The 24019-nt window shown below is 52.6% G+C and carries 24 protein-coding genes and 2 riboswitches; of the genes, 19 read left to right on the forward strand and 5 right to left on the reverse strand.

Features of this window, described 5'->3' with window-relative positions:
- The first annotated feature begins 59 nt into the window (after positions 1-59).
- On the forward strand, positions 60-977 hold the full coding sequence (locus KNP82_RS01555) for a proline dehydrogenase family protein (RefSeq protein ID WP_029595082.1): 918 nt from the start codon (positions 60-62) through the stop codon (positions 975-977).
- A gap of 15 nt (positions 978-992) precedes the next feature.
- On the opposite strand, the gene KNP82_RS01560 is transcribed toward KNP82_RS01555, so the two are convergent.
- From KNP82_RS01560 to KNP82_RS01575, 4 genes are all read right to left on the reverse strand, one after another.
- Positions 993-1214 (reverse strand): YcxB family protein, encoded by a 222-nt coding sequence (locus KNP82_RS01560; RefSeq protein WP_029595083.1) that lies wholly within the window; start codon positions 1212-1214, stop codon positions 993-995.
- 78 nt (positions 1215-1292) lie between these two features.
- Positions 1293-1565, reverse strand: a complete 273-nt coding sequence (locus KNP82_RS01565; protein ID WP_029595084.1) for a hypothetical protein — start codon at positions 1563-1565, stop codon at positions 1293-1295.
- 57 nt (positions 1566-1622) lie between these two features.
- Complete coding sequence (locus KNP82_RS01570; protein WP_029595085.1) at positions 1623-2177, reverse strand: YcxB family protein; 555 nt, start codon at positions 2175-2177, stop codon at positions 1623-1625.
- Positions 2178-2299: 122 nt separating this feature from the next.
- Entirely contained in the window at positions 2300-3202 is a 903-nt protein-coding gene (locus tag KNP82_RS01575; protein ID WP_029595086.1) for an SDR family oxidoreductase, read from the reverse strand.
- Positions 3203-3416: 214 nt separating this feature from the next.
- On the opposite strand from KNP82_RS01575, the gene KNP82_RS01580 reads away from it, so the two are divergent.
- From KNP82_RS01580 to gcvH, 6 genes are all read left to right on the forward strand, one after another.
- A complete protein-coding gene (locus tag KNP82_RS01580) occupies positions 3417-5828 on the forward strand; it encodes a 3-hydroxyacyl-CoA dehydrogenase/enoyl-CoA hydratase family protein (RefSeq protein ID WP_214826849.1) in 2412 nt (803 codons plus the stop codon).
- Between the two features lie 19 nt (positions 5829-5847).
- A complete protein-coding gene (locus tag KNP82_RS01585; RefSeq protein ID WP_021065484.1) occupies positions 5848-7020 on the forward strand; it encodes an acetyl-CoA C-acetyltransferase in 1173 nt (390 codons plus the stop codon).
- Between the two features lie 13 nt (positions 7021-7033).
- Positions 7034-8818: an acyl-CoA dehydrogenase family protein gene (locus KNP82_RS01590; protein ID WP_029595088.1), complete on the forward strand. Its 1785-nt coding sequence runs from the start codon at positions 7034-7036 to the stop codon at positions 8816-8818.
- 87 nt (positions 8819-8905) lie between these two features.
- Entirely contained in the window at positions 8906-9634 is a 729-nt protein-coding gene (locus KNP82_RS01595; protein WP_021065486.1) for a hypothetical protein, read from the forward strand.
- Between the two features lie 45 nt (positions 9635-9679).
- Positions 9680-10042, forward strand: coding sequence for an arsenate reductase family protein (locus KNP82_RS01600; protein WP_058764079.1), 363 nt, complete (start codon positions 9680-9682; stop codon positions 10040-10042).
- Between the two features lie 39 nt (positions 10043-10081).
- Positions 10082-10465 carry a glycine cleavage system protein GcvH gene (gene gcvH / locus KNP82_RS01605; RefSeq protein ID WP_021065488.1) on the forward strand — a complete coding sequence of 128 codons (384 nt, stop codon included), beginning with the start codon at positions 10082-10084 and terminating at the stop codon, positions 10463-10465.
- A gap of 42 nt (positions 10466-10507) precedes the next feature.
- Here the strand turns inward: gcvH and KNP82_RS01610 are convergent, their stop codons facing one another.
- Positions 10508-11560, reverse strand: coding sequence for a PTS sugar transporter subunit IIC (locus KNP82_RS01610; protein WP_029595091.1), 1053 nt, complete (start codon positions 11558-11560; stop codon positions 10508-10510).
- Between the two features lie 187 nt (positions 11561-11747).
- Between KNP82_RS01610 and KNP82_RS01615 the strand changes: the two genes are divergently transcribed.
- From KNP82_RS01615 to KNP82_RS01670, 12 genes are all read left to right on the forward strand, one after another.
- Positions 11748-12005, forward strand: coding sequence for a thioredoxin family protein (locus KNP82_RS01615; RefSeq protein WP_021065490.1), 258 nt, complete (start codon positions 11748-11750; stop codon positions 12003-12005).
- A 452-nt stretch (positions 12006-12457) separates the two neighbouring features.
- Positions 12458-12563, forward strand: a riboswitch (SAM riboswitch).
- A 77-nt stretch (positions 12564-12640) separates the two neighbouring features.
- The gene (locus KNP82_RS01620) at positions 12641-13669 is read left to right on the forward strand and encodes a methionine ABC transporter ATP-binding protein (protein ID WP_021065491.1); all 1029 of its coding nucleotides are present in this window, start codon (positions 12641-12643) and stop codon (positions 13667-13669) included.
- On the forward strand, positions 13659-14321 hold the full coding sequence (locus KNP82_RS01625; RefSeq protein WP_021065492.1) for a methionine ABC transporter permease: 663 nt from the start codon (positions 13659-13661) through the stop codon (positions 14319-14321). The genes KNP82_RS01620 and KNP82_RS01625 overlap by 11 nt, the downstream gene beginning before the upstream one ends.
- A 30-nt stretch (positions 14322-14351) precedes the next feature.
- Positions 14352-15185, forward strand: coding sequence for a MetQ/NlpA family ABC transporter substrate-binding protein (locus KNP82_RS01630; RefSeq protein ID WP_029595094.1), 834 nt, complete (start codon positions 14352-14354; stop codon positions 15183-15185).
- A 101-nt stretch (positions 15186-15286) separates the two neighbouring features.
- A complete protein-coding gene (locus tag KNP82_RS01635) occupies positions 15287-16501 on the forward strand; it encodes an MDR family MFS transporter (RefSeq protein WP_021065494.1) in 1215 nt (404 codons plus the stop codon).
- Positions 16502-16673: 172 nt separating this feature from the next.
- Complete coding sequence (sufC, locus tag KNP82_RS01640) at positions 16674-17435, forward strand: Fe-S cluster assembly ATPase SufC (protein WP_087576453.1); 762 nt, start codon at positions 16674-16676, stop codon at positions 17433-17435.
- Between the two features lie 12 nt (positions 17436-17447).
- A complete protein-coding gene (sufD, locus tag KNP82_RS01645; RefSeq protein ID WP_021065496.1) occupies positions 17448-18716 on the forward strand; it encodes a Fe-S cluster assembly protein SufD in 1269 nt (422 codons plus the stop codon).
- 1 nt (position 18717) lies between these two features.
- Positions 18718-19938, forward strand: coding sequence for a cysteine desulfurase (locus KNP82_RS01650; protein ID WP_029595097.1), 1221 nt, complete (start codon positions 18718-18720; stop codon positions 19936-19938).
- Positions 19928-20362 (forward strand): Fe-S cluster assembly sulfur transfer protein SufU, encoded by a 435-nt coding sequence (gene sufU, locus KNP82_RS01655; RefSeq protein ID WP_024372279.1) that lies wholly within the window; start codon positions 19928-19930, stop codon positions 20360-20362. The genes KNP82_RS01650 and sufU overlap by 11 nt, the downstream gene beginning before the upstream one ends.
- Before the next feature lie 19 nt (positions 20363-20381).
- Positions 20382-21779 carry a Fe-S cluster assembly protein SufB gene (gene sufB / locus KNP82_RS01660; protein WP_029595099.1) on the forward strand — a complete coding sequence of 466 codons (1398 nt, stop codon included), beginning with the start codon at positions 20382-20384 and terminating at the stop codon, positions 21777-21779.
- Between the two features lie 134 nt (positions 21780-21913).
- Positions 21914-22288 (forward strand): YciI family protein, encoded by a 375-nt coding sequence (locus KNP82_RS01665; RefSeq protein WP_058764076.1) that lies wholly within the window; start codon positions 21914-21916, stop codon positions 22286-22288.
- A 90-nt stretch (positions 22289-22378) separates the two neighbouring features.
- A riboswitch (SAM riboswitch) is annotated at positions 22379-22493 on the forward strand.
- A 111-nt stretch (positions 22494-22604) separates the two neighbouring features.
- A complete protein-coding gene (locus KNP82_RS01670) occupies positions 22605-23987 on the forward strand; it encodes an LVIVD repeat-containing protein (RefSeq protein WP_131472379.1) in 1383 nt (460 codons plus the stop codon).
- Positions 23988-24019: the final 32 nt, after the last annotated feature.

Below are 24019 nucleotides of genomic sequence, written 5' to 3' on the forward strand. Positions count from 1 at the left end.
TAATAATTTCAGACATCGTCATAGAGATAGATGGGTGTAAACGTAAGGGGGAAAATCAGATGGAAAAAGTGTTGCGCGATGGATTTATCTACATGTCTCAAAACAAAACACTCAACAGTTTGGCTAAAAAATACGGGCTTCGGTTCGGGGCTTCGCGCTTTGTGGCGGGGGAAGATTTTAAGACGTCGGTACCGACGATTCGCGAGTTGAACGCGAAAGGATTATCGGTCACGGTCGACCATTTAGGGGAGTTCATCACGACGGTCGCGGAAGCGAACGAGAACCGCGATGAAATCATCCGGGCGATTGAAATTATGGCAGAAGAGCAGCTCGACGCCTACATGTCACTCAAGTTGACGTCACTCGGCTTCGACATCTCGGACGAGTTGATTGAAGACAACATGCGTCAAATCTTGACGACAGCGCAAGCGGTCGGTGTGTTCGTCGCCATCGACATGGAAGACGAGACACGCTGCGAGAAGACGCTCGACTTGTTCAAAAAGTTGAAAGCCGACTTTGAGGGACTCGGGACGGTCATCCAGTCATACTTGTACCGTTCGGAAGATGACATCAATCATCTCGCACCGCTCAAGCCGAACCTTCGCATCGTTAAAGGGGCATACAAAGAGCCGGCGACGGTCGCATTCCCCGAGAAGGAAGACGTCGACCACAACTACTTGAAGCTCGTCAAACTCCATCTTGCGAACGGGAACTACGCCTCTATCGCGACACATGACGACCATATGATCGATGCGGTCATCGAGCATGTGAAACTGAACAATATCCCACTCGACCAGTTCGAGTTCCAAATGCTATATGGCATCCGGGTCGAGCGTCAACTCGAGCTCGTCCGCCAAGGCTACAAAGTTCGTGTCTACGTGCCATACGGCCGTGACTGGTACGGCTACTTCATGCGCCGCCTCGCGGAACGTCCGGCGAACGTCGCGTTCGTCTTAAAAGGAATGGTCAAGAAATGAAACAAGCACACGAGTTCAATGTGAACTCGTGTGCTTTTCTGTGTTCATATGTTTGTCGAGGATCCGCTCGATTTCACTCTGTTCGACTTCTGTGACCCCATCTTTTACTTTCGGGATAATCAACGCCTCATCCTCTTCGTAATAAAGGAAGCGATGCGTCTCGTTCTCGTTCACTTTGAGAATGGATGCCCATGGGACTTGAGTTGTTCGATGGATGTTGCCACGAATGGCCTGCATTTCGATGTGCGTATCAGAAAGTTGAAGCGTGACGTCTTTTGGCCAAGTGTCCTGTTTGTTGAGGACACGACGGGTTTGCTAGAGGGCGAGCGGGGCATGCAAATCATTTAGCAACGGTCTGAGTAATAGCGCGAACAGCAGCCCGATTCCGACCGTAATCAATAAAAAGGCAATCGTCGACTCGGGGCGCGGTACGAGGAAGAATGCGGCTGCATAACCGAGAGCGAAAAGCGGGATGTTCATATATCTCAACCATGCGCTGCGAATTCGTTTATATTGATCGGAATGGTGAATCATGTCGTTTTGGAAAGCTAAAAAATCGTCAAACGTCAGTTTATACGTGGTGACCATTGCATCCACTCCTTTGTGATTCGTCATAATTACGTCCAGATTGAATACCTTTGTCGCTTAGAGTGTGATGCCTAAGTGTTTTTGTAGCAAATCATTCATTCGAATTCGCTCCGTCTCGTCGAGCATCCGGTTTTGCTTCGGGACGATAATCGCTTCCGCCGCTTCAATAAATATATAGTGATGGGTCTCGTCCTCGTTCACTCGTCCAATCGCTTCCCACGCGACTTGAACCCGTTTGTTGACGGCATTGTGGAGCGAATTGACTTCAATCCCGTCCTCATGGATCGACAACGTGACATCACGTGGCCATTTCGAGTCCTGTCGAAGTATGGATCGCAACTGTCTCAACCTCATCGTGGAATACACTTTCTTGAAGAGAGGGAATAAGAGTAGCGCCGGCACCACAGCGGCACTGACGGCGAGTGCGATGATGACAGGGGCGGAAAGCGTTTGCGGTAAAAAGCCAATCGCGAGGGCAAATCCGTAAAAGGCGGTCAGTAACATGAGTACGAGCGTGACAAGTATAGATTTTCGTTTATCGGGAACCGAGTTTTCGATGAAGTTCTTTTGTAACGTGAAAAAATCATCTTGTGTCAATCGATAATGAATCATCCATCATTGGCTCCTTTCTGTCGTCTAAATGACAAGCTAACGCCTGCAAATTACGCTAACATAGGATGGATGAATTTTCCATACAAAAGACCCAGTGACTAAACACTGGGCCTGCGACAATATTATCCGTTGATGACCGTACCACCGTTGACGTGCATGACCTGCCCGCTGACGTACGTCGAGTCGTCGCTCGCGAGATAGACGTAAGCCGGGGCGAGTTCCGCTGGTTGGCCCGGACGTTTCATCTCGGCCGAGTCACCGAACGAGGCGACTTTTTCTGCCGGGAACGTCGCTGGGATGAGCGGCGTCCAAATCGGACCTGGTGCGACGCCGTTGACGCGAATTTTCTTCTCGGCCAAGTTCTTGGCGAGCGAACGCGTGAACGCCGTGATCGCACCTTTCGTCGACGCATAGTCGATCAATTGGTCGTTACCTTCATACGCCGTGATTGACGTCGTATTGATGATGCTCGCGCCTTCGTTCAAGTATGGAAGGGCGGCTTTCGTCAAATAGAACATGCTGAAGATGTTCGTGCGGAACGTCTGCTCGAGCTGGTCGTCCGAGATGTCGAGGAGCGACTCCTGCGGATGTTGCTCGGCGGCATTGTTGACGAGGATGTCCAAATGTCCGAACGTCTCAAGCGTCTGTTTGACGACGTCTTGGCAGAAGGCCGAGTCGCCGATGTCCCCTTGTAGCAACAGACAGGCTTGGCCGAGTTCCTCGATGCGCTCTTTCGTCGCCTCGGCATCCTCGAGCTCGTTTTGATCTTTATAGACGATGACCGTGTTCGCGCCTTCGTGGGCGAAGAAGATGGCGACCGATTTCCCGATTCCCGAGTCGCCGCCTGTGATGATGGCCACTTTATCTTTTAGTTTATCGCTTCCTTTATAGCCTTCACGCTCATAGATCGGGAACGGCTCCATCTTCGAGTCGATCCCCGGTTGATGGGCCTGCTCTTGGCCGTCCTTCTTGAACGATTCAAAATCATGTCGGTTCCCCACTGTGTTTAAACGATTATCACTCATGTATACATTCCCCTTTCTAAAATTGACTCTTTGTGTCTATACCACAGTGACCGAGAAATAAATCGTCCTCAGTGAAATTGGAACGAATTTGAAAAATGAACGCTTGCGGATGAATTGTCATTCATTTATGATAGAAGAGTAAACACGATGGTGATTGCGATTTTTTTTACGCTTGAAATGAATCACTATTCATTCTCATTGAGGGGGGAACAATATGACGAGTCACATCGAACAATCAGCCGACCTCCGTTTGACGAGCAATATCCGTTTTGCGGTCGTCATCGGTTCAGGAGTAATGGGGGCGGGGATTGCGGCTCACTTGGCGAACGCGGGGATTCGTTCGCTCATGCTCGACATCGTACCACGTGAATTGACGGCGAAAGAAGAAGCGAAAGGGCTCACGCTCGAATCACCAGAAGTGCGGAACCGCATCGCTTCCGAGAACCGTCAGAAGCTATTGAAACAAAACCCGGCACCACTCGCGACAGCGGAGCACTTGAACTTCATCGACGTGGGGAACTTAGAAGATGATCTCGAGCGCTTGAAGGAAGCGGACTGGGTCATCGAGGTCGTCGTCGAACGGCTCGACGTGAAACAACAGCTGTTCGAAAAAATCGCACCTTACATCCGTGAAGATGCGATTCTCAGCTCGAACACGTCTGGTATCTCGATCGAGGCGATGGCGAGCGTATTGCCGGAAGGCTTGAAGACACGTTTCCTCGGAACACACTTCTTCAACCCGCCACGTTATTTGAAACTGCTCGAACTCATCCCGACGGAGCAGACGGCACGTCCGGTCATCGATTTCATGGCCCGCTTCGCGGAGGACCGTCTCGGGAAAGGCGTCGTCGAGGCGAAAGACATACCGAACTTCATCGGTAACCGCATCGGTACGTACGGACTCCTCGTCACGTTCGAAGAGATGCTCAAGCAGAACGCCTCGATTGGCGAGATGGACTCGATCACCGGACCGCTCATCGGCCGGCCAAAATCGGCGACATTCCGTACGCTCGACGTCGTCGGCATCGATACGTTCGTCCACGTCGCTGGTAACGTCTATGAGACACTCGACGCAGGTGAAGAGAAGGACACGTTCGACGTCCCAACTGAAATGAAGACGCTCGTCGAGAAGGGCTGGATCGGTCAAAAGGCCGGACAAGGCTTCTATAAGAAAGACGGCAGAGTCATCCAAGAACTCAACCTTCACACATTCGAGTACGAGCAATTGAAAGCGATTACAGGCCCAGAGCTCGATCAAATCAAATCGCTCCCGGGCTCGAAAGCGAAGTTGAAAGGTGCCATCTTGAACAAAGGACGCATCGGACAACTGCTCTGGCCGGTCACGGCGAAGACACTCGTCTACTCGGCTCGTCTCACAGGCGAAATCAGTGATTCGATCGTCGCTATCGATGACGCGATGAAGTGGGGCTTCGGCTGGAAGTTCGGACCGTTCGAGACGTGGGACGCACTCGGTGTCGAGAAATCGGTCGCCCGCATGAAAGCGGAAGGTTATGACGTCCCGGCGTGGATCGACGAGATGCTCGCTGCCGGACACACATCTTTCTATAAGGGAGACCAGTATTACGACCAAGCGTCACAGACGTACGTTGAGAAGACCGTCAACCCGAAAGAAGTGAAACTCGCGCCGCTCGCCAAGTCGAACGGCATCGTGCTCGAGAACGGTGGGGCCCGCCTCATCGATATCGGAGACGACGTCGTCGCTCTCGAGTTCACGTCACCGAACAATGCGATCGGTGTCGATATCATGCAGATGATTGAACAGTCAATCGACCTCGTCGAGACAGACTTCAAAGGACTCGTCCTCGCCAACGACGGCAAGAACTTCTGTGTCGGCGCCAACCTCGCGATGATGCTCATGGAAGCGGAAGACGAGAACTGGTACGAGCTCGACTGGATCATCAACAAGTTCCAACAAGTCGTCCAGAAGATTCGCTATGCGGGTCGCCCGGTCGTCGTCGCGCCTTACGGCATGACGCTCGGCGGTGGGACAGAAATCAGCTTGCCGGCCGCACGCATGCAGGCGGCGCTCGAGACATATATGGGTCTCGTCGAAGTCGGTGTCGGCCTCATCCCAGGTGGGGGCGGAAACGTCAACACGTACCGTCGACTCCTCGAGCAGACGCCGAAGTCGATGCAAAACATCGAGAAAGCGGCGCAACAGACGTTCGAAAACATTGCCATGGCGAAAGTATCGAAATCGGCCTATGACGCGAAAGCGCTCGGCTATCACCGTCCGATCGACGGCATCTCGATGAACCGCGACCACTTGACGTTCGATGCGAAACAGACGGTACTCGGTCTCGCTGACGGCTATACGGCACCGGTTCGTGAGAAGTTGCCGGTCGTCGGTCGAACGGGGAAAGCGACGCTCGAACTCGCGGCGTACGAGATGTTCTACGGTGGCTATATCTCTGAACACGATTTGAAGATTGCGAAAAAACTTGCCCACGTCATCAGCGGCGGCGATTTGGCATACGGTACGATGGTCGACGAGCAGTACTTCCTCGACATCGAGCGCGAGGCGTTCCTAAGCCTCATCGGGGAACCAAAATCGCAGCAACGGATGCAACATATGCTCGTCAAAGGCAAGCCACTTCGGAACTGACAAAAGGGGGACTTAACAGATGAGAGAAGCAGTCATCGTGGCCGGCGCACGAACGCCGGTCGGAAAAGCAAAACGCGGTTCGTTCCGAAATGTTCGCTCGGACGAACTCGCGGGTCATGCGATTAAAGCGACGCTCGAGCGGTCTGGCTACACGGGACCAATCGACGACGTCATCATGGGATGCGCCATGCCGGAAGCGGAACAAGGGATGAACATCGCCCGCTACGCGGCCGTCCGGGGCGGCTTGTCGCACGAAGTACCAGCCATCACGATCAACCGTTATTGCTCGTCAGGCCTCCAAGCCATCGCCGACGCGGCAGCGAAAATCATGATCGGCCAAGCGACGGCGGTCATCGCCGGCGGTATGGAATCGATGAGTCTCGTCCCAATGGGCGGACACGTCATCCGTCCGAACCCGACGATCATGGAGACGGCACCGGAATACTATATGAGCATGGGCCACACGGCAGAACGTGTCGCGGCCGAATATAACATCTCGCGCGAAGACCAAGATCTGTTCGCGATCGACAGCCACCAAAAAGCGGCGGCGGCGATTGCGGGCGGCAAGTTCGAAGAAGAGATCGTCCCGGTCACGGTCGTCGAGCAAGTGCTCGGCGAAGACGGGAAAGTCGCGGAACGTGAATTCGTCGTCAAACATGACGAAGGCGTCCGTGCCGACTCGACGCTCGAGGCGCTCGGTAAACTGCGTCCGGCGTTTAAAATTAAGGGCTCAGTGACGGCGGGGAACGCGTCACAAGTGTCAGACGGCGCAGCGGCCGTGCTCGTCATGGAGCGCGAAGAAGCCGAACGTCAAGGCTTGAAACCGATGGCGAAATTCCTCTCGTTCGCGGTCGGTGGTGTCCGTCCGGAAGTGATGGGAATCGGGCCAGTCGTCGCCATTCCGAAAGCGCTCGAGATGGCCGGCGTGAAGCTTGAAGAAGTCGGATTGTTCGAATTGAACGAGGCGTTCGCGAGCCAATCGCTCGGCGTCATCCGTGAACTCGGGATCGACCCGTCGAAAGTGAACGTCAATGGCGGCGCGATCGCTCTCGGGCATCCGCTCGGTTGCACGGGCGCGAAACTCGCGGTCTCGATCTTGCATGAGATGAAACGACGCAATGAAAAGTATGGGGTTGTGACGATGTGCATCGGTGGCGGTATGGGTGCTGCTGGCGTCTTCGAATTACTATAAGGGGGAATTGACAATGGAACGTACAGAACACGAATTGATTAAAGGCGGTAGCTTCGTCATCGACGCACTCGACGCGGATCGTTTGTTCACACCGGAAGACTTCTCAGATGAGCACAAAATGATTGGCGACACGACGGCGAGCTTCGTCGACGACCGTGTCATGCCTGTCCTTGGACGCATCGAGAAACACGAGTTCGATCTCTCGGTCGAACTGTTGAAAGAAGCGGGCGAGCTCGGCCTCCTCGGCGCGGACGTGCCAGAAGAGTATGGCGGTTATCAGCTCGATAAAATCTCGTCATCGATCATCACAGAGCGATTCGCCAAAGCGCGTTCATTCGCCCTCAGCTACGGCGCCCACGTCGGCATCGGGACGCTCCCGATTGTCTTCTTCGGGACAGAAGAGCAAAAGCATAAGTACTTGCCGAAACTCGCAACTGGCGAATGGATTGCCGCCTACGCGCTCACAGAGCCAGGCTCAGGCTCGGACGCGCTCGGTGCGAAAGCGACGGCCGTCTTGAACGAAGCCGGCACACACTACGTCTTGAACGGGGAGAAACAATGGATCACGAACGCTGGTTTCGCGAACGTGTTCGTCGTCTACGCGAAAATCGACGGCGACAAGTTCAGCGCCTTCATCGTCGAGCGTGAATTCAAAGGTGTCTCGACAGGCGCCGAAGAACAGAAGATGGGCATCAAAGGCTCATCGACACGGACGCTCATCTTAGAAGACGTCGAAGTCCCAGTCGACAACCTCCTCGGAGAAATCGGCAAAGGCCACGTCATCGCCTTCAACATCTTGAACGTCGGTCGTTACAAACTTGCGGTCGGTGCGGTCGGTTCGTCGAAACGTGCGTTCGATCTTTCGGTCCAGTACGCGAACGAGCGCAAACAGTTCAAGACACCGATCAGTCAGTTCCCGCTCATCCAAGAGAAACTTGCGACGATGGCTGCGAACATTTATGCGATGGAGAGCTCGGTCTACCGGACGGGCGGTCTGTTCCAAGACAGCCTCGACGCGCTAGGCGACGACAACATGCGCGACGGTTCGAAAGTTGCCCAAGCCATCGCCGAATACGCGATTGAATGTTCACTCAACAAAGTGTTCGCCTCGGAGACGTTTGACTACGTCGTCGACGAAGCGGTTCAAATCCACGGCGGCTACGGCTTCATGACTGAATATGAAGTCGAGAACTTGTACCGTGACTCACGCATCAACCGCATCTTCGAAGGAACGAACGAAATCAACCGCTTGATCGTACCGAGCACGCTCCTTAAGAAAGCGATGAAAGGCGACTTGCCGCTTCTCGCCGAAGCACAGAAGCTCCAGAAAGAGCTCATGAGCTACATGCCACAAGAGCTTGACGGGTCGCCGCTCGCACGTGAGAAGATGCTTCTGTCGAACATGAAGAAAATCAACTTGATGATCGCCGGAACGGCCGTCCAGAAATATCAGCAGGCCCTCCAGAACGAACAAGAGATTCTCGCGAAGATTGCCGACATCATCAGCGCCATCTATGCGCTTGAAGCGGCCATCGCGCGGACGGAGAAAGCCATCGCCCGTACAGGCGCTGAGAAGAACCAGCAGAAAGTCCGCTATACAGAAATCTTCGCCGAGCAAGTGTTCAAGCAAGTCGAACTCATGGCGAAAGAAGTCTTGTATGCGGCCGCATCGGGCGACGAGCAGCGCATGCTCTTGTCGGCGATGAAGAAGTTCAGCCGCTATCAGCCGATCAACGTCATCGGCACGAAGCGCGAAGTCGCAGCGAGCCTCATCAAAGCGAACAAGTTCATCGTATAAGCAAGCGAGAGAAAGGGTGGCCGGACGCGGTCGGCCCTTTCTTTTTCCTGTCTGCGGACGATACAATGGACGAAGGAGGGGATACGCATGAAACGAGATGACTTATTAGAACGGATGGATGCAATCGGCCGCTCGGTCGCCAAGCATGAGGGCACGCTCATGCTCCTCGCGCTCGGTTCAATTGGACTTGAGATGGATCGGCTCGACGACTATTCGGACCTCGATTTCTTTTTGATCGTCGAGGACGGGCATAAGGCCCGCTTCATCGACAATTTGGACTGGCTCGCGGTCGAGCCGTTGGCGTACCAGTTCCAAAACACGAAAGACGGGCACAAGGTCATGTATGAGGACGGCATTTACGCCGAGTTCGCCGTGTTCGAGATCGTAGAGATGCCTGGAATCGCTTATACACCGGGGCGTGTCGTCTGGCAACGTGACGAGGCGCTCGACACGTTTGCGACGCCGAAGCTTGTCACACGCCCTTCAGACGCCGCACATCGCTACGAGGAGGCACTGACGAACCTATACGTCGGACTGCTCCGGGAACGGCGCGGTGAACAGCTCGCTGGCTTCGAACTCATTCAAGTCGCGGCTGTCAACAACGTGTTAATCGCGTACGGGGAGACGAGCGACCCCTTCAACCCGACGCGACGGGTCGAAGGGACACATCCGGAGCTCGTCGCACGTCTACAGGAGTGGTTACCCGGTTACGGAAAATCGGTCGAGGCGGCCGCAGCCATCCTCCGCCACATCGAGGCGCACCACTCGGTCAATCCGGCGCTCAAGCAAGAGATTGTGCGCTTGCTTGAAACATGAACCGACGAATCGGAATATGCTACAGTAACAGGAGAGGTGATGAACATGGTGACACTATATGGCTATCCGCCATGCAGTACGTGTAAAAAAGCAGAGAAGTGGTTGAAAGAGAACGGCATCGACTATACATATATCCATATCGTCGAGGCGACGCCGTCGAAAGACGAGTTGGCTGAACTATGGAAACAGTCGGGTCTCCCGCTTAAAAAATTCTTCAATACGAGCGGACAAGTGTATCGGAACGAAGGCATTAAAGACAAGCTACCAAATCTATCAGAAGACGAACAACTCGAGCTTCTTGCGAGCAATGGTATGCTTTTAAAGCGCCCACTCGTGACAGATGGTCAAAAATCAACTGTCGGATTTTCAGAAAAGTCGTTTACAGACGTTTGGGGCGAAGTGCTATAATACTCGTGTGAGTCTAATTCATTTGAGGGGGAAGTTAAGATGAGCAAAGTACCTGCCAATCTACGTTATTCAAAAGAGCACGAATGGGTGGAAGTGAACGGAAGCGTCGCCCGCATCGGGATCACGGATTTCGCACAAAGCGAACTAGGGGATATCGTCTTTGTCGAACTTCCTGAAGTCGGTGGCACGATCTTACTCGATGAGCCATTCGGTTCGGTTGAATCGGTCAAGACCGTATCAGAGCTTTACGCACCGATCTCTGGGAAAATCACAGCAGTGAACGAATCACTTGCCGATTCACCAGAACTCGTCAACGAAGCACCGTTCGAAGGCGCTTGGATGATCGAAGTCGAGTTGAACGACGCGTCAGACGTCGACAAGCTCATGTCAGCCGAAGAATACGAAGCGATGATTCAAGGCTAAACAAAACCCGGTTTCTCTTTACGAGAAGCCGGGTCTTTTTGATTAATCGAAGTCGAGACGGTAATGATCAGGCTCGATGAGCGACGTCCGGTTGAACAAACGATAGAACAGAATCCCGAGTGCGATTGGGATGAGCCCGAACAAGACGACGACAAGCATGACGTTCCAGAGCGCGAATCCTCCCGGCATCAAATGCAAGGCGTTGACCGGACCGATTAGACCCGAGACGCCGAATCCGGCACTGATTGGCGTGCCTTCAATCCGAAGGATACCTGCGAGCGCTCCAAGGATGGCCGCATTGGCGAGTACCGGCAACATCATGATCGGACGACGGACGAAGTTCGCCATTTGAATCTTCGGTGAGCCGAGGAAGTGGGCGATCGACGTTCCGGTCGCGTTCATCTGCCAGCCAGCGATGGCGAGACCGAAGCCGGCAGCGACGACGCCAAGGTTGGCGGCCCCTGCAGCGACACCAGACAGGCTGATCGCTGTGGCAATCCCGACCGTGGAGATTGGTGAGACGATGATGAGCGAGAACGCCATCGCGATCAACATGCCCATCACGATTGGCTGCAGTTCCGTCATCGTCATGATGATCGTTCCGACGTACGTCGTGATTTGTGAGATGTATGTGAGCAGGAACGCCCCGATACCTCCAGCGACGACGATGACCGTCATCGGCAAGACGAGCACCGTGTATGTCTTCAAGCGTGGCGACAACTGCATGACGAGGAACGTCGCGAGAGCGGCCGTCACACCGGCCGTGATGACGTCACCGATTCCGGCCATGAGGAACGCTCCTTCCTCGATGCGGATGGCGCCACTTCCGACCTGGGTCGCGATGCCGATCGTCCCGGCCTCGAGCGCCGAGCGTCCGAACTGCATGGCGACGGCGACACCGATGATGACCGGTAAGAGGCGCATCGCAATCGTCGTCGCATCTAAGATGAACTGCAAGGACGGAAAATACGGCAAGATGGCTTTCGTTAATTCACCGAGCAAAGCGCTCGGGATGAGGGCAATGAGAATGGCAAGACTGAGGCCGTTCAAGACGTTCATTAAAAATTGTTTTCCGGTAAGCTTCTCTTCCGTCATTGGGGATTCACCTGTCCTTTTCTACTGGTTTGCTGTTATGTACAAAAGCGATAAAGTTAATGACCATACTATGCCTCTTTCTGCTGAGCGTCAACAAGAAATGTTGAAATGTTCAGAATTTTCCATTTGAGCACAACTTTTGAACCGACTGGGCCGGATTCATATACTTAGAAGAGAGGTGAGCAAAATGATGACAGACGGATTCTTATATATATACGCCCCAATGTGCGGTACATGCGCCGTGGCCGAGCGGATGCTCTCGGTCGTCGAGGCGGTCGACCCAGAATTGAAGATTGAAAAACGCGATGCCAACTTTATCCCGAACGAGCTCGAGGCATATCAGGTTATGAGTGTCCCGGCGCTATTGAAGCTGGAGAATGGCCAAGTTCGCGATCGTTTGTACGCGTTTCAAAACGTCCAGCACGTCCTATCTTTCGTTAAATGAGATAGGATGATTAGAATAATCTGAAAATTTTAAATAATCAGTTGACACAGAAAGTTCACGAATGATATATTCATTACAACATCTTACTTGAACACAACATAGGACGAGATTTTCCCGTCATCAAGACGTTTTCGAACAACCGCTGCATGAGCTTACGCGATTTCAGGTGGACCTTCCCTTCGATTGTCCCCCAAAAAAATCAAGCGTCGGGGCACCGGTCGCGTAATTGCATGGTCCGTTCGAAGACCGAGTGATGGTTGGGTAAAAATCCCCCATATAAGGATGAATGCTCTGATCGGGCAAAAGAGGTTCATCTATGGGTTGTCCTTCAGTGACTCAAGGTGCTACGTTCTGTGTCATCCTCGGATGGCACCTTTTTTATTTTTTCGCATAAAATAGTTTGACATGAAAATAATATGTCGCTATGATAAGGCTAATCGAATACGCAACCACTCTTATCAAGAGAGGCTGAGGGACTGGCCCTATGACGCCCAGCAACCGCGGAGCAATCCGAAATGGTGCTAATTCCAGCAAGGTGAGAACCTTGGAAGATGAGAGCAATCGTTGTCCGTACGATAAAGTACGCACGTTTGCTCAAACGTGCGTACTTTTTTTGTTGTCAGGAGGGAAATGGATTGATTCAATTACGCAATGTGGCCAAATGGTTCGACACGAAAAACGGTCGGGTCCAGGCGGTCGATGATGTGTCGCTTACAATCGAAAGCGGCGAAATTTTTGGAATAATCGGATATTCAGGTGCGGGGAAGTCGACGCTCATCCGCTTGCTCAACCGACTCGAGGCACCGTCAAGCGGTGAAATCGTGGTCGCCGGCAGCGAGCTGACGAAGCTCACACCAAAGGAACTACGCGGGGTACGTAAAAACGTCTCGATGGTGTTCCAACACTTCAACTTGTTATGGTCGCGCACAGTCGCTGAGAATATCAGCTTCCCGCTCGAACTCATCGGGGTACCGGCGAGCGAGCGCAAACGCCGCGTCCAAGAACTCGTCGAGCTCGTCGGCCTCGCCGGACGAGAAGACAGCTATCCGTCACAACTATCGGGCGGCCAAAAGCAGCGAGTCGGGATAGCCCGTGCGCTCGCTACGAATCCAGAAGTGCTCCTCTGCGATGAAGCGACGAGCGCACTCGACCCGAAGACGACGGATTCGATTCTCGAACTGCTCGTCAGCATCAACAAGAAACTCGGGTTGACGATCGTCCTCATCACCCATGAGATGCACGTCATCCAAAAGATTTGTCACCGTGTCGCCGTCATGGAGGCCGGAAAGGTCGTCGAGACCGGGCAAGTCGCCGACGTGTTCCAACACCCGGAACAGCCAATCACGAAAGAGTTCGTCAAACAGATCGGCGCGGTCGAAGACATGTCGCTCACGTTCGAACATTTGAAAGCTCGTTATCCGAGCGGTCAAATCGTCAAGCTCAAATTCTTGAACGAGACGGCCGAACAACCGATTCTGTCGGAAGTGTTGAAGCAGCATGACATCGGCTTCAACATCATCGGCGGAAACGTGACGCAGTCACAAGTCGGTGCCCTCGGGACATTATTCATCCAATTGATCGGAGAGCCGGCTGAAGTCGAGCGGGCCATCGCCTCAATCCGATCACAGGCAGTGGAAGTGGAGGTAGAAAGCGATGTTTCCTAATGTAGATTGGCAAGTCATGTTAGAACAGACGTGGGAGACGCTCTATATGACGCTCGTCGCCGGAGCCGCGACGTTCGTCATCGGTCTCGCCCTCGGGATGCTCCTATATGTCACAAACGAGCCGCTCATGATGAAGAACCGTCCGATTTACACGGTCATCAGCGCGGTCGTCAACATCTTCCGGTCGATCCCGTTCATCATTTTGATTATCTTGCTCATCCCGTTCACGTTACTCGTCGTCGGGACGATGCTCGGGTCAACGGCAGCACTGCCGGCACTGATCATCGGTGCGGCCCCGTTCTATGCGCGGATGGTCGAGCTCGCGCTTCGCGAAGTCGACCGCGGCGTCATCGAGGCGGCTGAGTCGATGGGTGCGACAAAATGGCAGATCGTCTATAAAGTGTTGTTCCCAGAAGCATTGCCGGCCATCGTGTCAGGCATCACGGTCACGATCGTCGCGATCGTCGGTTACACGGCGATGGCAGGGGTCGTCGGCGGTGGAGGACTCGGGAACTTGGCGTTCCTCGAAGGATTCCAGCGTTCACAAAGTGACGTCACGTTCGTCGCGACCGTCTTAATCTTGGTCATCGTCTTCGTCATTCAGTTCATCGGCGATCGACTCGTATCTGTAATTGATAAGCGTTCTGCTTAATCTAAATAGAAAATTTGGAGGGGTTTTATAATGAAATCATGGAAAACAGTACTCGGTTTAACGGCAGCTTCAGCACTTACGATTCTCGCGGCTTGCGGCGGTGGGGATTCAGAATCAGGTTCAGGCGATGACAAGACACTCGTCGTCGGCGCATCAAACGTCCCGCACGCTGAGATTTTAGAGCACGTCCAAGACGAATACGAAGAGAAGGGCTATACGCTCGAAATCAAGAAGTTCCAAGACTACGTCCTCCCGAACAAGACGCTCGCAGACGGGGAGTTGGACGCGAACTACTTCCAACACGAGCCGTACCTCGAGTCGCAAATGGCTGAAAACAAAGACTACAAATTCGCTTCAGCCGGCGGCGTTCACATCGAGCCGATCGGTGTGTACTCGAAAGACTACGCGTCACTCGATGAGCTTCCAGAAGGCGCGGAAATCATCATGAGCTCGTCGGTCGCTGACCACGGACGTATCCTCACGATGCTTCAATCTGAAGGCTTGCTTACACTCGCGGAAGGCAAGACAACGGACGCGACGGTTTCAGACATCGTCGACAACCCGAAAAACTTGGAGTTCAAGACGGACGTCGAAGCGGCACTTCTCCCGCAAGCGTTCAACAACGGTGAAGGGGACGCGGTCCTGATCAACACGAACTACGCGATTGATGCCGGCCTCAACCCACTCGAAGACGCAATCGCTCTCGAAGGCGAAGATTCACCTTACGTCAACTTGATCGTCACACGTGAAGGCGACGAAGATGATGAGCGCGTCAAAGCACTCCTTGAAGTCCTCACGTCAGAAGAGACACAACAGTGGATCTTGGATGAGTACAAAGGTGCGGTCGTACCGGTCAAACAATAATTTCGTCAAGGCCCGGGCTATCCCGGGCCTTTTTTATTTGGAGTAGTTTTGGTTCACCAATAGAAGTACACTACATATATGTAGGAAAAGGGGGGATCCGGATGAACATACGACACATTCATCCGCTGACGCTGGGTGTCTTGTTTGGCACATTTTTTGCCCGGCTGTCGACATTTTTTGTTATGCCGTTTTTTGCGATTTATCTCGCGACGCTCGGTTTCTCGGCGAGTGTCATCGGGACGGTGTTCGCCATCTCGGCGCTATCGGGTCTGTTCATGAGCTTTTTCGGGGGAACGCTGTCTGACCGGTACGGGCGCAAACAGTTGATGCTGATCGGCATCGTCTTGAACGCCTTGACGTTCAGCGGCTTCGCGCTCGTGACAGAATTATTTTGGTTTTACATATTTTCGGTACTCATGGGTGTGTCGCGGTCGTTCCTCGAACCGGCGTCTCGCGCGCTCATCAGCGATACGACGCAGCCGGACCAGCGCGTCATCGTCTATAACGTCCGCTACTTTTTAATCAATATCGCGGCGGCGATTGGGCCATTGCTCGCGGTCGTTTTGTCGCTCACCGGCGCAAAGAGCGCCTTCTTCGTCGTGACGGGCGTTTACGTGATGTACGGACTCGTCATTTCGACACTGTTCCGAAAGTATCCGTTCGAGGAAGGGGACGGCGTCAAAGTCCGGCCGCGCTTGACGGAGACGTTCCGTGTGTTACAACAAGATAAGACGTTCCGCTTCGTCATCATCGGGATGATTTTTGCCATCATCGGCTATAGTCAGTTCAATGCGACGTTGCCACAGTTCATCGCTTTCCATGACGGATTCAGTGACGGCTCGCGTTTGTTCGCCTATCTATTGACGGTCAATGCGATCACCGTCCTTGTCGTCCAATATCCGATTATGCGATTCGGGATGCGGGTCTCACCGATCAAGTCACTCTTCTTCGGTGTCGCCACGCTGTCGTCGGGACTCCTCCTGATCGGCTTCGCGACCGAGACGTGGATTTTATTCGTCGCGATGGTCATCTTCACGGTCGGCGAGGTGCTCATGTTCACGATGACGGACGTGTTGACGGACGAATTGGCACCGGCCCATCTGCGCGGGACGTATTTCGGGGCGATGGGGTTGACGGCGCTCGGTCAGACGATTGGCCCCGTCATCGGAGGAGTGTTGCTTGATGGATTCGACAATGCAGCGTTGCCAGTGTTTGGAAGCTTGGCCGTATTGACGGCGTGTGGCGCCTTCTTCTTCACCGGCGCCTTGAAAGAACGGAAAGCAAGTTTGGCGTTAACCGAGGAAAAAGTTGGATAATGTCTTGATTTCCCGATATTCTCATTCTCAACATTTATGTTTTATTGAGAATGAATAATAAGGTGAGTCGCTTGAAATAAAAAATTGCCTAGATTAAGATTAGAATATATCTAATCTACGCCAAAAATGGCGAGAAAACGGAAGGGGTATCCGAATGTCTAACGTACCACACATGAAAATTGATGACCTCCGCGTCTCAATCGAAGGAAAAGAGATCGTCAAAGGTCTTAATCTTGAAATTAAAGGTGGCGAAATTCACGCCATCATGGGTCCTAACGGAACGGGTAAATCAACACTCGCATCGGCACTTATGGGTCATCCATTGTATGAAGTAACAGGCGGAAGCGTCGATTTGAACGGTGAAGACGTACTCGAGATGGAAGTCGACGAGCGCGCGCAAGCCGGAATGTTCCTCGCGATGCAGTATCCTGCTGAAATCAGTGGTGTCACGAATGCCGATTTCTTGCGTTCAGCAATCAACTCGCGCCGTGAAGAAGGCCAAGAAATCTCGCTCATGAAGTTCATCCGTGAACTCGATGCGAAGATGGACGTCCTTGAAATCCCTTCAGCAATGGCACACCGCTATTTAAACGAAGGTTTCTCAGGCGGAGAGAAAAAACGTAACGAGATTCTTCAGATGATGATGATCAAACCGAACATCGCCATCCTCGATGAGATTGACTCAGGTCTTGACATCGATGCGCTCAAAGTCGTCGCGAAAGGCGTCAACGAAATGCGCAACGAAGAGTTCGGCTGCTTGATCATCACGCACTATCAACGTCTCCTCAACTATATCGAGCCAGACTTTGTTCACATCATGATGGACGGAAAAATCGTCATGTCAGGTGGCAAAGAGCTTGCACAACGACTCGAAGCAGAAGGTTACGACTGGGTGAAGCAAGATCTTGGAATGACAGTAGACACAGAAGCGTAAGGAGGCTGTACGATGACCGTACAATTTGAATTGGATGCACAAGCAGTAGCGGCACGTGCAGAGGCGCTCGGTGGACCTTCATGGATGGTCAACCGTCGCAAAGAAGCAGCAGAACTTGCGCCGACTCTCGCCTTGCCAAAAGTTGAAAAGATCAAGATTGATAAATGGGACTTCGTCTCTGGAGACGTCGAGCTCACGAAGCATGACGGCTTGACGCCTGAAATCGAAGCACTTCTTGGAGACCACCGTACAAACGTGCTCGTTGAACGCAACGGTCATGTCGTCTACAACGAACTTGCGACGCCAGAAGGTGTCCTCTTCATGGGCATCAACGAAGCGATGGAACAACATCCGGACCTCGTCGAGAAATACTTCATGACGGAAGGTGTCCGCGTGGACGAAGAACGTTTGTCTGCGTTGAACGCTGCCCTCATGAACGGCGGTGCGTTCTTATACGTACCGAAGAACGTTCAGTTGAAAGACCCGCTCCAAGCCATCTTCACGATGGAACAAGCGAACGGCGCGCTCTATCACCACACGATCATCGTCGCAGACGAAGGCAGTGAATTGACGTACGTCGAGAGCTTCCTCTCGAACACGAACGAGCCGCACACGGTCAACGCCGTGACGGAAGTGTTCGCTGGCGCGAACGCGAAAGTCGTCTTCGGTGGCGTCGACCAGCTTGCTGAGTCGGCTCTATCGTTCATGAACCGCCGCGGTGTCGTCTATGAGAACGCACGCCTCGAATGGGCGCTCGGTCACATGAATGACGGCAACTCGGTCGTCGAGACGAAAACGCACCTCGTCGGAGACAACACGTTCTCAGACACGAAAGCGGTCACGATCGGTCGTGGCGCACAGAAACAAAACTTCAACATCCGGACGGACCATTTCGGGAAGTCTTCAGAAGGGTTCATTTTGATTCACGGTGTCCAAAAAGATTCGGCCACGGCCATCTTCAGCGGGACATCGATGATTCACCATGGCGCTTCGAAATCGAACGGCGTTCAAACGGAACGTGTGCTCATGTTGTCTGAAAAGGCACGTGGGGATGCGAACCCGATTCTCCTCATCGATGAGGACGACGTCATGGCAGGTCACGCCGCTTCGGTCGGACGCGTCGACGACGTACAGCTCTACTACTTGATGAGCCGCGGTCTGTCACGTAAAGAAGCCGAACGGTTGATCATTCACGGATTCTTGAACCCGGTCGTCGAGCAACTCGCGATCGAGTCGGTCAAAGACCGTCTCCGTGAAGTCATCGAAGGGAAAGTACGTTAAGATGATTGATGCCTCGATTCGTAAACAGTTCCCGATTTTAGATCAGGAAATCAACGGTCATCCGCTCGTCTATCTCGACAGCGCGGCGAGCTCCCAAAAACCGCTTGCTGTCATCGAGGCGATCGAGGATTACTATCGCCGCATCCACTCGAACGTGCACCGGGGCGTCCATACGCTCGGGACGCACGCGACGGATGCGTATGAAGGGGCGCGGGAGCGCGTCCGTTCATTCATCAACGCCGCCGTCCCAGAAGAAATCATCTTCACACGCGGGACGACGACGGCGATTAACCTCGTCGCGTCAAGCTACGGGGACGCCAATGTCGGCGCGGGGGACGAGATCGTCCTCACACCGATGGAGCACCACGCCAACTTGATTCCATGGCAACAGCTCGCCAAGCGTAAAGGGGCCACGCTCCGTTACGTCGAATTGACGCCGGACGGTCGGGTCACGCTCGACGCGGTCCGTGCCGTCTTGTCGGACCGGACGAAAATCGTCGCCATGAGTCACGTCTCGAACGTGCTCGGCACGATCAACCCGATCGCCGATGTGGCGAAGCTCGCCCATGAAAAAGGCGCGGTCATGGTCGTCGATGCGGCGCAAAGCGCACCGCACCGGAAACTTGACGTGCAAGCACTCGATTGCGACTTCCTCGCCTTCTCAGGCCATAAGATGCTCGGTCCGACCGGGATCGGTGTCTTATACGGGAAGAAGCAGTTGCTCAAAAACATGGAACCGGTCGAATTCGGTGGCGAGATGATCGATTACGTCGACTTGTATGAGTCGACATGGAAAGACATCCCGTACCGGTTCGAAGCAGGGACGCCGATTATCGCCGGCGCCGTCGGTTTGGCAGCGGCCATCGACTTTTTAGAAGACCTCGGTCTCGAGAACGTCGAAGCCCACGAACGGGCGCTCGCGACGTACGCCATCGAACAGATGCGTACGATTGAAGGCATTGAAATTTACGGACCAGAGGAACGGGTCGGACTCGTCACGTTCAATTTAGGTGACGTGCACGCCCACGACTTAGCGACCGTCTTGGATATGCAAGGCATCGCGGTCCGGGCCGGCCACCACTGTGCCCAGCCGCTCATGCGTCTCCTGAAGCAATCATCGACAGCCCGAGCGAGCTTCTACTTGTACAATACGAAAGAAGAGGTCGACCGCTTCATCGAAGGGCTACGTCAAACGAAGGAGTATTTCAATTATGAGTTTTAACAATCTCGACATGTTGTACCGACAGGTCATCATGGATCATTATAAAAACCCAAGAAACCGTGGCGTCATCGAAGATGGCGTGACGGTCGACTTGAACAACCCGACATGCGGGGATTCACTCCGACTCCAACTCCAAGTCGAGGACGGAATCGTGAAAGATGCCAAGTTCGAAGGTGAAGGCTGTTCAATCAGTCTCGCGTCGGCATCGATGATGACTCAAATCGTGAAGGGCAAGTCTGTTGACGAGGCACTCCAATTGGCCACCATCTTCTCGGAGATGGTCCAAGGAAAAGACTATGATACAGACACGTTCGACCTAGGCGACATCGAAGCGTTGTCTGGCGTCTCAAAGTTTCCGGCTCGCATCAAGTGTGCCACGCTCGCGTGGAAAGCGCTTGAAAAGGGAGTCGACGAGGAAGCGTAAGTAGAAGGAGGAGACCGATATGGCGAAAAACATGCCTGACATTGGCGATTATAAATATGGCTTCCATGACCGAGACATCTCGATTTTCCGTTCAGGCCGCGGCTTGACGAATGAAATCGTAGAGACGATCTCGCGCATGAAAGAAGAACCGGCATGGATGCTCGAGTTCCGCTTGAAATCACTCGAACAGTTCCGCAAAATGCCGATGCCGACATGGGGCGGCGATCTCACGGCACTCGATTTCGATGAGATCACGTATTATGTCAAACCGTCTGAAAAGACAGAGCACTCGTGGGACGAGGTTCCTGAAGAAATCAAACGTACGTTTGACAAGCTCGGAATCCCAGAAGCGGAGCAAAAATACTTGGCAGGCGTCTCGGCTCAGTATGAGTCTGAGGTTGTCTATCACAGCATGCAAGAAGACTTTGAAGCGAAAGGTGTCATCTTCAAAGATACAGACACGGCGCTCAAAGAAAACGAAGACCTCTTCCGTGAGTACTTCGGAAAATTGATTCCGCCGACGGACAACAAGTTCTCGGCGCTCAACTCGGCTGTATGGTCAGGTGGCTCGTTCATCTACGTACCAAAAGGCGTGAAGCTCGAGCAACCGCTCCAAGCTTACTTCCGCATCAACTCGGAGAATATGGGTCAGTTCGAGCGGACGCTTATCATCGTCGACGAGGGCGCTTCTGTCCATTACGTCGAAGGATGTACAGCACCGGTCTACACGACGAACTCACTCCACTCAGCGGTCGTTGAGATTTTCGTCAACAAAGACGCATATTGCCGCTATACGACGATCCAGAACTGGGCGAACAACGTCTACAACTTGGTCACGAAGCGTGCTGTCTGTGAAGCGGGTGGATCGATGGAATGGATCGATGGCAACATCGGTTCGAAACTCACGATGAAATACCCGGCCGTCATCTTGAAAGGTGAAGGCTCACGCGGTATGACGCTCTCAATCGCTCTCGGCGGTAAAGGGCAGCACCAAGACGCGGGCGCGAAAATGATTCACCTCGCACCGAACACGTCGTCGTCAATCGTCTCGAAGTCGATTTCGAAACAAGGCGGAAAAGTCTCGTATCGCGGAATCGTCCACTTCGGTCGTAAAGCGAAAGGTGCACGTTCGAACATCGAATGTGACACACTCATCATGGATAACGAGTCGACGTCGGACACGATCCCGTACAACGAGATCTTGAACGACCAAGTCTCACTCGAGCACGAAGCGAAAGTCTCTAAAGTGTCAGAAGAGCAACTCTTCTACCTCATGAGCCGTGGAATCTCGGAAGAAGAAGCGACTGAGATGATCGTCATGGGCTTCATCGAGCCGTTCACGAAAGAATTGCCAATGGAATATGCCGTCGAAATGAACCGTCTCATCAAGTTTGAGATGGAAGGATCGATTGGATAATCCTGAATAGATGAGGAAAGACGGTTGACATGATTTCATGTCGACCGTCTTTTTGTGTAGGCAATGCCTGTAAACAGGGAATAGGGAATGGGATAAGATGATGCATGACTGTAGATTCGAGAGGAGAAGATCACATGATGTTCTTGGTAACGGGATATTTCAACGCTGACAAAATGAACGAAAAGACCGACCTAGAAATCGATCAAATCATGGCGACGTGTGAACCATACTTACAGGAGCTATATGCAAGTGAACAAGTGTTGTTGGACATGGGGCTTGAAGCGAGCATGAAGCAACTCAAGCGGGAGTCACAGGAGATTTCGATTACGGATGGGCCTGTTACGGCATCGAAGGAAGTCATGGGAAGTGCGTTCGTGATTGAAGCGGTGGATATGGAGGACGCGGTCAGAATCGCTTCCATCCATCCGACGACCCAAGTGCCCGAAGCGGAAGCGTTAGGGTGGAGGCTCGAGATTCGGCCGGTTCACTATTATCGGGAGCGAGAGTGAATGAAAACTTCACCTGTAAAGATTATGCAGAAAAATATATTGACATTCCATGGAAACGTCGTCATAATACAAAGTAATTTGATATGAATACTCTTATTAAGAGCAGGTGGAGGGAATTAGCCCTATGAAGCCCGGCAACCATCCGTACTGAATCGCCAGTACGGAAACGGTGCTAAATCTAACAGCGAACGCTGAGAGATGAGAGGAAATCGGAATTTTTAGGAATCCTTCTGTCTCGTTTATGAGTTCAGAAGGATTTTTTTGTATTCTGCCTCTAACAGAGTTTCTATCAAAAAAATATAAGGGGGAATTTATTTTGAAAGGAAAATTCTTATTAAGTGCAGCGCTCGTCACAGGGTTAACGGTCTCGTCAGCTTTACCGGTTACATATGCGCATGACGAGCTTGGGGACATCATCATTGAGAAAGGGGAGCGCAATTCGGATGAAATCAGTTCGGTTCCCGTGACGGAAGGAAGCAAGAACGTCAAGTATCTACATGAGACGGCAGCAGTATCATTAAAGGAAATCCGAGAAGGCGTAAAAAATAGTACGGCCGACGTGTACGCCCATAAAGGGTTCGCATACACAGGAACAAATACTGCCGGTGGAGGAAACGGCGGGGTTCGCGTGTTTGACTTGAAAGATCCATCCAACCCGAAAGAAGTCGCTGTATTCGCCGACCAAGACATTCCTGGGACTTGGCAGGAAAAAGTAATCGTGAAGACGGTGAACACAAAATCGTTCAAAGGAGATTTGGCGGTTGTATCGGCACAACAACTCGACTCTAAAAATCCGAATTCTAAAGGTGGATTCCTGATTTATGATGTGACGAACCCGTATGAGCCGAAGAAGTTGGGTTTCTATGAAGTGACGAAGAAAACGAGAGGCACACATGAGCTTTACTTGACGACACAAGGGGACCGGGTATTGGTCCTTGCCTCGAACCCTTACGCGGACTACTATTCACACGGTAAAGAGAAGGACTTCCAACTCGTCGATGTCACCAACCCGGCGGAACCGAAGAAGCTATATGAGTTCGATCCACGCTCATTAGCAGAAGTCGATGAAAGCTTTGACGGATACAACTGGAACGCACCAGATGGCAAGAAGAGACCGGTCTTCAATCATAGCGCCTATGCGGATGAGAACGGGAAAACAGCGTTTCTCTCGTTCTGGGATCTTGGAACGATCATCTTGGATATTTCAGACCCAGATAACGTGACATACGAAGGACGCACAGCGTTCGCATCGGATCAACAAGGCTCGGCGCACTCGGCGGCACTTGCAAAAGGCGGCACGGTACTCGTTGAAACAAGAGAAGTGTATGCACCGGTTAAATCAGGCTACGAACAAGCTTACGGATACACACGGATCTTCGACATTAAAAACAAAACGAATCCAAAACTATTGAGCGAATTCAAGACGGATTTGACAGAAGACATCTCTGAGAATCCGGCTGAACAAGTGACGTTCGGTAAAACGGTACACGATCCAAAAGTACATGGGAACACGTTGTACTTGTCTCACTATGCGGGCGGGGTTCGAACTGTTGATATTTCGAATCCAAGTCACCCGGTACAAATCGGAAAATACGTGCCGGCCGATGCGAATATCTGGGGCGTGTACGTCGATCAAAACTATGTGCTCGCGTCTGACATGGGTACAGGGTTGAAAGTGCTCCAAAAAACCAACAAGTAATGCCATCTCGACAACCAGCGAAGCTCGACTTC

Source organism: Exiguobacterium sp. s26 (genome assembly GCF_018618235.1).
GTDB classification, from domain to species: domain Bacteria; phylum Bacillota; class Bacilli; order Exiguobacteriales; family Exiguobacteriaceae; genus Exiguobacterium; species Exiguobacterium chiriqhucha.